The following is an 8,997-nucleotide window of genomic DNA, read 5'->3' on the forward strand; positions in this document are numbered from 1 at the left end:
GGCCCCCCGCGCGGCCCCCCGGGGCACTTCACCCCCGCCCCTCGCCCCCCCCCCCGCCCCCCCCCCCCCCCCCCCGGGGGGGGGCCCCCGCGGCGCCCCCCCCCCCGGGACCGGACTCTCGAAGGTGAGGAGTGGACGTGTCGGTAGCAGCGGTTCCCGGCCCCTCCGGCGTGGTGTCCCCGTTCGCGCTGACCGAGGACCAGCGGGCCATCCAGCAGCTGGCCCGCGAGTTCGCGGCCGAGCAGCTCGCCCCGCACGCCGTGCAGTGGGACCAGGACAAGCACTTCCCGGTCGACGTGCTGCGCGCCGCGGGCGAGCTCGGCATCGGCGGCGTCTACGTCGACGAGGCCTGCGGCGGCACGGGCCTGGGCCGGTTCGACTCGGCGCTCATCTTCGAGGAGCTCGCCGCGGGCGACCCGTCCGTGGCGGCGTACCTGTCGATCCACAACATGGTCGCCGGGATGATCGACCGCTTCGGCGACGACGAGCAGCGCGCCCGCTGGCTGCCGCCGCTGTGCTCGCTGACCGCCCGCGCCAGCTACTGCCTCACCGAACCGGAGGCCGGTTCGGACGCGGCGGCGCTGCGGACCCGCGCGGTGCGCGACGGCGACGACTACGTGCTGACCGGAGTGAAGCAGTTCATCTCCGGCGGCGGCAGCTCGGACGTGTACGTGGTGATGGCCCGCACCGGTGAGGACGGTGCGAAGGGCATCTCCACGTTCATCGTCGAGGGCGACGCCGCCGGGCTCTCGTTCGGTCCGAACGAGCGGAAGATGGGCTGGAACGCGCAGCCCACCCGGCAGGTCGTGCTCGACGGGGTGCGGGTGCCCGCGGCGCAGCGGCTCGGGCCCGAGGGCATCGGGTTCAAGATCGCGATGGCCGGGCTGGACGGCGGCAGGCTCAGCATCGCGGCCTGCTCGCTGGGCGGGGCGCGGGACGCGCTGGACCGAAGCCTCGGCTACGTGCGGGAGCGCACCGCGTTCGGCGCCAAGCTCAGCGAGTTCCAGGCGCTGCAGTTCAAGCTCGCCGACATGGCCACCGAGCTGGAGGCCGCCCGGATGCTGCTGTGGCGCGCGGCGTGGGCGCTGGACGCCCGCGACCCGGACGCGACCCGGCTGTGCGCGATGGCCAAGCGGCTCGCGACCGACGTCGGCTTCACCGTGGCGAACGAGGCGCTTCAGATCCACGGCGGATACGGATACCTTGCCGAGTACGGCCTCGAGAAGATCGTTCGCGACCTGCGGGTGCACCAGATCCTCGAAGGCACCAACGAGATCATGCGACTGATCATTTCCCGTGGACTGCTGGAGTCGGCATCATGACAACACCCGCCCCGGAGCAGGTTCTGCTCAGCGTCGAGGGCGCGCTCGGACGCATCACCCTCAACCGCCCCAAGGCGATCAACTCGCTCACCCTGGAGATGGTGCGCGAGATGACCGCCGCGCTGCAGCGGTGGAGCACCGACGAGCAGGTGCGGGCGGTCCTCGTCGAGGGCGCCGGAGAACGCGGGCTGTGCGCGGGCGGCGACATCCGGGCGCTGCACGACGCGGCGAAGGCCGGGGACGAGGAGCTCCCCAAGGCGTTCTGGAGCGAGGAGTACCGGCTCAACTCGATGCTCGCGCACTACCCGAAGCCCGTGGTGGGGCTGATGGACGGGGTGTGCATGGGCGGCGGCGTCGGCATCTCCGCGCACGGTTCGCACCGGGTCGTCACCGAGCGCTCCAAGGTCGGCATGCCGGAGGTCGGCATCGGCTTCGTGCCCGACGTCGGCGGCACCTTCCTGCTCTCGCACGCCCCCGGTGAGCTGGGCACGCACCTGGCGTTGACCGGTGCGCCGATCGGCGGCGCGGACGCGGTGGCGCTCGGCCTGGCCGACCACCACCTGCCCAGCGAGCGCATCGACGACCTGGTCAAGGCGCTCACCAGCGGTGACGTGGACGCGGCGCTGGCCAGGTTCGCGACGGCCCCGCCGGAGTCGCCGGTGGCCGCGCAGCGGGAGTGGATCGACGAGGCCTACGCGGCCGACGACGTCGCCGAGATCCTCGCCCGGCTGCGCGCCCGCCCCGAACAGGCCGCCGCGGACGCCGCCGCCGCGATCGGGACGAAGTCGCCGACCTCGCTGAAGGTGACGCTGCGCGCGCTGCGCAGCAGGCCGGAGACGCTGGAGGCGGCGCTGGACCAGGAGTTCCGGATCGCGCTGCGCTGCCTGACCGCGGGCGACTTCGTGGAAGGCGTGCGCGCCACCCTCGTGGACAAGGACCGCGACCCGAAGTGGTCGCCGAACGCCCTGGACGAGGTCACCGAGGAGCACGTCCAGCGCTTCTTCGCCCCGCTCGAGCAGGGCGAGCTCGGCCTGTCCGGCTGAGCCGCCGGGCCCCGGGCCCGGCTCGACCACCGCACCCCCGCAGGAGGGAATGACAATGGCTGTCATCGGATTCATCGGGCTGGGCCACATGGGCGGCCCGATGTCGGCGAACCTGGTCGCGGCCGGGCACGTGGTGCGCGGGTTCGACCTGGCCTCGGCGGCGCTGGAGGCGGCGCGGGCGAACGGGGTGACCGTGGTCGGCTCGGCGGTCGAGGCCGTGACCGGCGCCGAAGCGGTGATCACGATGCTGCCGGGCGGCAAGCACCTGCTGGACTGCTACGAGCAGGTGCTGCCCGCGGTGGAGCCGGGGGCGCTGCTGGTCGACTCCTCCACGGTCGACGTCGCCGACGCCCGCGCCGCGCACGCGCTGGCCGGGACGGCCGGGTTCGGCTCGCTGGACGCCCCGGTCTCCGGCGGCACCGCGGGCGCGGAGGCGGGCACGCTGACGTTCATGGTCGGCGGCGCGGAGGAGCACTTCCAGCGGGCGGAACCGCTGCTGGCGCCGATGGCCCGCAAGGTCATCCACTGCGGTGGGCCGGGCAACGGCCAGGTCACCAAGATGTGCAACAACCTGGTGCTGGGCGCGTCGATGATCGCGGTGGGGGAGGCGTTCGTGCTCGGCGAGCGGCTCGGCCTGAGCAATCAGGCGCTCTACGACGTCGCGTCGATCTCCACCGGCCAGTGCTGGGCGCTGACCACGAACTGCCCGGTCCCGGGCCTGGTGGAGACCAGCCGGGCCGACCACGACTACGAACCGGGCTTCTCCGCGGCGCTGATGCTCAAGGACCTGAAGCTGGCCGAGTCCGCGGCCGAGCAGAGCGGCACCGACGCGGCGATCGGGCGGTTGGCGACCGAGCTGTACCAGCGGTTCAACGAGGAGGGCGGCGGCGGCTACGACTTCGGCGCGATCATCCGCTCCATCCGGGAGCGCTCGGCGGCGGCCGAGCGCGCCGAGAACCCGTCGACCGAGGTCACCGGCACTTCCTGAGCGTCCGCGGGCCGGTCCGCGCGCCCGCGCCTCCCGGGCGCGCGCGGCCGGGCCGGGGCGGGGTGAAGGCCGCGGAGTCCCGGCGTACTCTGGCGCCTCGTGATGGACTGGCTGTTCGAGTGGTGGGACGGCGTCGAGCTGTGGCTCGTCCAGCTCTGGTACCCGCTGCTGGTGACCTTGGTCCTGGTCGTGCTGCTGCCGGTGTGCTGGTACCTGGCGCGCTTCCTCGACCGGGCCATCGATGGGATCGGCGCACGGCTGACCCGCGTGCGCGACGCCGAACCGCCGGTGCGGACCCCGCGCGGAACGGACCTGCCATGAACCGGTTGACCTCGCGCAAGCGCATCACGGTCGCCCTCATCGGGCTGATCGCCCTCGTGGTCATCGGCTGGTTCGTGCAGCAGGGAGCCGCGGCGCACGGCACGGCGATGCCGCCCGCCGGTGGCTCCGCGACCGTGTGGCAGGCTGTGCCCGTTCTGCCGGATTCTTCGGGAGCGGCGCCGTGGCGGGCTCCCGCCGGAAGCGGACCGCCCACCTCGCCCGCGTGATGGCGCGGGCGGCCCGGCCGCGGCGCATCGCCGCGGCATTGCGGTGAACGAACCTTGTTCCTGGTTGTTGACGTGTGTGGTTGAGTGGGATGTTTGCGACGAAAAAGCCTCAGGTCTTCCGGAAGGAGCCGGCGGTGAGCGAGCTGGAGCAGCCTGGAGTGAGTGCGAAGACGGCGGCCGAGGACGCCGAGCGGCGCGGCGCGGCCGTGCACGTGCTCGATGGGAGCGATCTGGTCAGCAAGCGCACCGCGCTGGACGGCATCGCGGCGGTGCTGTCGTTCCCGGAGTGGGCGGGGCGCAACCTGGACGCGCTCTACGACTGCCTGACCGACCTGTCCTGGCTGCCGGAGGGCGAGCACGTCCTCATCTGGGCCGGGGCGCAGAACCTGGCGCAGCACGACCCCAAGGCCTACGAGAAGATCAACACGGTGCTGCGGGACGCGGCGAGCAAGCCCGTCTGCGGCCGCGCCTTCGCCACCGTCCTCACCCGCGACTGAAGCCCCGCGCTCAGTCCCGCGGGACCCAGGCGGCGGGGCGCTTCTCGGCGAAGGCCCGGATGCCCTCTTGGCCTTCGTCGGAGGCGAAGTGCCGGGCGGAGAGCTCCAGCACCTCGTCGAAGTCCGCGCCGATGTCGGCGGAACGGGGGCGGCGCAGCAGCGCCTTCGTCGCGGCCAGCGCGTGCGGTGCGCCCTTCGCCAGCATCTCGGCGTAGCGGGCGACCTCGGCGTCGAGCCGGTCCGCGGGCACCGCCGAGTTGAGCAGCCCGATCCGCACGGCGCGTTCGGCGTCGAAGTTCTCCCCGGTCAGGAACAGCTCGTGCGCGGCGCGCGGCTGCAGCCGGGGCAGCACGGTCAGCGAGATCACCGCGGGCACCACGCCGATGCGGACTTCGGAGAACCCGAACGTCGCGGTGTCGGCGGCGACCGCCAGGTCGCAGGCCGCGACGATGCCCGCGCCACCGGCCCTGGCCGGTCCCGCGAGCTTGGCGATGACCGGTTTCGGGCTGGTCCACAAGGTGTCGAGCAGTTCGGGGAGTTCCCGCACGCCTTGGTCGTCGGCGCCGGCGGACCGGGATTCCTTGAGGTCCATCCCGGCGCAGAACACCGGCCCGGTGTGGTCGAGCACGATCACCCGCACCGCGTCCTCGGCGAGCGCCGCCGCCAAGTGCTCGCGGAGTTCTCGGCGCAGCTGCGCGGACAGCGCGTTGCGGTTGTGCGGGGAGTCGAGGGTGATCGTCGCGATGCCGGATGCGGTGCCTCGGTGCACGAGTTCGTCGGCCATGCGCCGCACGTTACCGCCTGCCGCGGGCGTTCCGGTGTGCCGAGACGAGCGGTTCCGGGCGGGCCCGGCGGTGCGTCAGGTGGGCGGGTACCGGGTGGTCCAGTCGGCCGCTTCCGGCGGGTGCGGCCCGAATTCGAGGCTCGCGTCGTGCGCGAGCTGCTCGATGACGTCGTGCAGCTCCAGTTCGGTGCGCCAGCGGTCGGGGATCTTCGCCGCCCCGGACTGGGCGCCGACGAGGCTGCCGCAGACCGCGCCGGTGGTGGCCGAGTTGCCGGAGTGGTTCACCGCCAGCGGCAGCGCCACGTCGATGTCCCCGTCGGCGACGAGTGCCGCGTACAGCCCGATGCCGAGCGCGTCGGCGGCGCTCCACCCGTTGCCGATCCCGCTCTCCAAGTGGGTGGGCGTGGTCTCGGCGGAGGCGGCGTAGCGGACCGCCGCGGAGACCTTGCGGGTGACGTCCTGGTGGCCGCGGTGCCCGCTGAGCTCGTCGAGCGCCTCGTCGACGGCGGCCGCGCGCTCGCGCCCGTCGAGCAGCCGGGACACCAGGAAGGCGAGGGTGCCCGCGCTGAGGTAGGCGACCGGGTCGCCGTGGGTGAGCGCGGCGGTGTTCTGGCCGACGCGGAACACCTCGGACGGGTCGGAGCTCCACAGCGCGGCCGGGACGGCGCGCATCACCGCGGTGCTGCCCTGCGAGTCGCTGACCGGGCGTTCCGGGGTGCCCATCGGCTGCTGCCCCTTGGCGAAGGCGATGAGCGTGCGCATCATGGTGCGCCCCGGGTTGCGGGTCTGGAACAGCGCGCGGTGCCCCACCAGCCAGCCGTCCGGCGCGGGGGTGTGCTTGAGGAATTCGCCCGCGGCGCGGCCCCAGCTGAGGTGCTGGGTGTGCAGCCAGCGCTGGTAGGCGTGCTGGATGTGCCGCGACGGGTCGGGCACGTCGCCGCTGCGGCGGCTCACCCCGGCGCGGATGGTGCCTTCGAGGGAGAACAGCAGCAGCTGGGTGTCGCTGCCGAGCCTGCCCGCGGGGTGCCCGGCGGGCACGTAGTTGCGCAGGCCCTGCGGCCCGTGCCGGTCCCGGATCTCGTCCCAGCTGTCCCCGGCGACGGGGGTGCCGAGGGCTTCGCCGATGGCGCAGCCGAGCACGGCGCCGAGGAAGCGGTCTCTGGACGCGGCGAGTCTGGGCACGGCGTGCAGGCTCCTTCGCCGATCGGGTTCGTGGGCGGGGGCACCGACGGGGTAGCGGCGCAGCCATTCCTCGGATTCGTCCGGGTAAGGGCCGAATTCGGCGGCGGCGTCCTCGGCGAGCCGTTCGAGCGCGGCGAGCACGGCCGGTTTCCCCGTGCCGGGTAAGGGGATCGCGGCGGGCCCGTGCGCGGCGCCGAGCAGCTGGCCGCACAGCACCGCGGTGCTGCGGGTGTCGCCGGCGTGGTCGGTGGCGGCGGCGATGGCGGCGGTGAAGTCGTCGGGGCAGGCGGCGGTGATGCGCAGCGCCGCGGCGAGCGCTTCGGTGCCGGTCCGGCCGGGGCTCATCGCGTCGAGCTGCGCGGCGCCCGGGACGAACCCGACGGGGCTGGTGCTGCCGAGGTGCAGGGCGCGGTCGAGCAGCGCGGGCCGGGAGTCGGCCGGTTCCCAGGCGGCGAGCGCGCCGTCCAGGGCTGCGGTCAGCGGATTCCCCCGCAGCAGCAACGAGATCGCGACGCCGAGCGCCCCGGCGGGGCGGTTGCCGTCGGGGTGGCCGTGGGTGAGCGCGGCGAGGTTCGCGGCGGTGCCGAACACCTCGCTGCCGGACCACAGCGCGGCCACCGCGCCCAGCGGTACCGCACCGGCGCCGGCGGCGTGCGCGGAGGCGCGGCCCCCGGCGGCGATGCGGGTCAGCGCCGTCAGCAGCGCCCGGTCGTCGACGGTGTCGCCGTGCAGTTCCCGCTGTTCGACCAGCCAGCCGTCGGGTTCGCCCGCGGGTTCGGCGACGCAGTCCTGCCAGGGGACGCCCCGGGTGTGCAACCAGCGCTGCAGTCCATTGAGGACGAACGTGGTGAGGTCCGTGGCGCCGTGCGCGCGCAGCGCGGTGTGCGCGCGGATCACGCCTTCCAGCGCGAACAGCAGTGCCGTGGTGCGCTCGCCGATCCGGCCGGTGGCGGCGTGCTCGGCGCTCGCCGCGCCCAGCAGCATCCCGGCGAACCGGCTCGCCGCGTCCGGCCGGTAACCGGAGTCGTCGGCGAGACCGGTGGCGGGCACCGGCGGTGCCGGGTCGGTGCCGATGCGCTGGCGCAGCGCGGCGAACCACGGCGGCCGGGTCAACGGCCGGTCGCGCCAGGAACGCCACCGCTCCAGCAGCACCCGCTCGTCCGCGTCGGCGGGCCCGGTGCGCGGCGCGCCGGATTCCGGGCCGGGCTCCGCGGCGGTCGCGGGCGGCGCGTCCGGCGCCGCCGCCCGGCGCCGCTCCCGGTACGCCGCCAGCAACGCCCGTTCCGCCTCGGTGAGCCCGTCGCGAGAATCCTTCACCTGAGCAACGTTACTGCGTGTATCGCCGGGTCCAGTCCGGCGCCGTGCCGTCCGGGACGAGATCGGTCTCGACCCGCCCGGCGTCGGCGACGAGCCGCTGCACCTGCTCGTGCAGTTCCAGCTGATCGAGCCATTCCGCGGGGATCTCCGCCGCACCGCGCGCGGCGCCGAGCAGCCCGCCGCACAGCGCCGCGGTGGCCGCGCTGTCCCCGGAATGGGTGGCGGCGAGCGCGACGGCGTCGGCGAACGAATCCGGGTGCGTCAGCGCGGCGGCGACCGCGACGCCGAGCGCGGCGGGCGCGTGCCTGCCCGCGCCGAGCTTCTCCAGCGCGGGCACCGGGACCGGGCCGTGCTCGGCGAGGGTCAGCGCGTCGCGCAGCGCCCGCACCGTGTTCTCGCTGCCCTCCCAGGCCTTCAGCTCGGTGAGCGTGGTGTGCGCGCTCTCGGCGAGGGTCTGCCCGGCGGACAGCGCGGCGACCATCCCGGCGACGGCGGCCGCGGGCAGGTAGCCGTCCGGGTGGCCGTGGGTGAGCACCCCGGTGGCGATGCCGAGTTCGACCGCCGCGCCCGGGCTGTCGGCGTGCAGGCCGACGACGGCGCTGCGGGCGGCCGCGGCCGCGCCGGTGGCCTGGTTCGGCGGCGTGCTCGGCGTCGGCACCGGGCTCCGCCCGTCCCAGGTGGCCAGCGCGGTGACGCCCGCTTCGTCGGGGAAGCGCTGCGCGCCGAGCGCGGGCTGCCCGACGAGCTCCGCGGGCTGCACGGCCGGTTCGACAGGGGCGCCCTGGGCGATCACCCAGTGCTGGAGGGTGCCGCGGACCAGTTCGGCGGTCGACGGACCCGGCCTGTTCAGTCCCTTGTGGACGGACGAGCGGAGCAACCCGTCGAGCAGGAACACCGACTGCTGGCCGATCGAGGTGGACCGGCCGCGGCCACCCAGGTGCTCGGCGAGCTCGCGCACCCCGTCCGGGTTGCGGCGCAGGATCCCCCGCTGCGACAGGAAGGTCCACGGGGCGCCCAGGGCGTCACCGGCGACCACGCCGAGCGCGCAACCGGCGAGCCGGTCCAGGCGGTCCAGTTCGGCGGGGACCTCCGCGGGCAGCTCGCCGTCGGCCTCGTTCGCGGCGACCAGCTGCGCGGCGCGCTCCGGGCCGAACGCCTCCTGCAGCAGCTTGTGCAGGCCCTCGGAAAGGTCGTTGGGCGTGTCGTCCTCGCCGTCGCGGAACTTGCGCCACGCGGCGAGCAGCCGCAGCTCCTCGTCGTTGAGGCCGTCGCCGGGATCCTCGTCCGCGGGGTCGGCGGGGGTCTCGGCCGGGGAC

Annotated in this window: 9 protein-coding genes; 6 read left to right on the forward strand and 3 right to left on the reverse strand. The window is 74.6% G+C overall.

The genetic code is table 11. The features are described from left to right. Window positions 1-137 precede the first annotated feature (137 nt). From LCD31_RS26615 to LCD31_RS26640, 6 genes are all read left to right on the forward strand, one after another. Window positions 138-1,322, forward strand: a complete 1,185-nt coding sequence (locus LCD31_RS26615) for an acyl-CoA dehydrogenase family protein (RefSeq protein ID WP_224962540.1) — start codon at window positions 138-140, stop codon at window positions 1,320-1,322. Next, entirely contained in the window at window positions 1,319-2,365 is a 1,047-nt protein-coding gene (locus tag LCD31_RS26620) for an enoyl-CoA hydratase/isomerase family protein (protein ID WP_224962542.1), read from the forward strand. Before LCD31_RS26615 ends, LCD31_RS26620 begins: the two co-directional genes overlap by 4 nt. Before the next feature lie 55 nt (window positions 2,366-2,420). Further along, window positions 2,421-3,353 carry a 3-hydroxyisobutyrate dehydrogenase gene (gene mmsB, locus LCD31_RS26625; RefSeq protein WP_224962544.1) on the forward strand — a complete coding sequence of 311 codons (933 nt, stop codon included), beginning with the start codon at window positions 2,421-2,423 and terminating at the stop codon, window positions 3,351-3,353. Window positions 3,354-3,455: 102 nt separating this feature from the next. After that, the gene (locus LCD31_RS26630) at window positions 3,456-3,674 is read left to right on the forward strand and encodes a hypothetical protein (RefSeq protein ID WP_255619004.1); all 219 of its coding nucleotides are present in this window, start codon (window positions 3,456-3,458) and stop codon (window positions 3,672-3,674) included. Then, window positions 3,671-3,901 (forward strand): hypothetical protein, encoded by a 231-nt coding sequence (locus LCD31_RS26635; protein WP_224962548.1) that lies wholly within the window; start codon window positions 3,671-3,673, stop codon window positions 3,899-3,901. The genes LCD31_RS26630 and LCD31_RS26635 overlap by 4 nt, the downstream gene beginning before the upstream one ends. Window positions 3,902-4,035: 134 nt before the next feature. Continuing rightward, on the forward strand, window positions 4,036-4,398 hold the full coding sequence (locus LCD31_RS26640; RefSeq protein WP_224962550.1) for a barstar family protein: 363 nt from the start codon (window positions 4,036-4,038) through the stop codon (window positions 4,396-4,398). Window positions 4,399-4,408: 10 nt separating this feature from the next. Here the strand turns inward: LCD31_RS26640 and LCD31_RS26645 are convergent, their stop codons facing one another. From LCD31_RS26645 to LCD31_RS26655, 3 genes are all read right to left on the reverse strand, one after another. Beyond that, window positions 4,409-5,182, reverse strand: a complete 774-nt coding sequence (locus tag LCD31_RS26645; protein ID WP_224962552.1) for an enoyl-CoA hydratase-related protein — start codon at window positions 5,180-5,182, stop codon at window positions 4,409-4,411. 75 nt (window positions 5,183-5,257) lie between these two features. Continuing rightward, window positions 5,258-7,681 (reverse strand): ADP-ribosylglycohydrolase family protein, encoded by a 2,424-nt coding sequence (locus LCD31_RS26650; RefSeq protein ID WP_224962555.1) that lies wholly within the window; start codon window positions 7,679-7,681, stop codon window positions 5,258-5,260. Between the two features lie 10 nt (window positions 7,682-7,691). Further along, window positions 7,692-8,997 (reverse strand): ADP-ribosylglycohydrolase family protein (locus LCD31_RS26655; RefSeq protein ID WP_224962557.1); only part of this gene is annotated, 1,306 nt, incomplete at its 5' end.

Origin of the sequence: Saccharopolyspora sp. 6M (assembly GCF_020176775.1) — a bacterium.
Classification (GTDB): Bacteria; Actinomycetota; Actinomycetes; order Mycobacteriales; family Pseudonocardiaceae; genus Saccharopolyspora_C; species Saccharopolyspora_C gregorii.